The sequence below is a fragment of the Dyadobacter sp. BHUBP1 genome, from assembly GCF_050587785.1.
Taxonomy (GTDB): Bacteria; Bacteroidota; Bacteroidia; order Cytophagales; family Spirosomataceae; genus Dyadobacter.
Window position 1 is genome coordinate 1 of the sequence record NZ_JBOBIH010000065.1, and the last position, 262, is coordinate 262.

The following is a 262-nucleotide window of genomic DNA, read 5'->3' on the forward strand; positions in this document are numbered from 1 at the left end:
AGCCCCTGCTGTGACAGGTTGCCCCTCGCTGACAGCCAGTATGCTCTCGCCAGCCAACAACGCGAGTGTGGTAGGAACGGCCAGCACAACGACCGCTGGCAGGGTGATCACTGCCCTGAGCGTATCGACTTGTGTTCCGACAGGTACCACGATTACCAGTGTAGAAATCTGGGCGTCGACTACCTCGGATACATTCCATAACCTGATGGGCAAGGCGATCCCTGATGCCAGCCAACCCGGTGTTTACAAGCTGTTGGCTGAA

The 262-nt window shown here is 57.3% G+C and carries 1 protein-coding gene; it reads left to right on the forward strand.

The annotated features are described in order from the left end of the window. A partial coding sequence (locus tag ACQ4MZ_RS31660; RefSeq protein WP_430852042.1) for a hypothetical protein occupies nucleotides 1-262 on the forward strand: 262 nt, incomplete at both ends.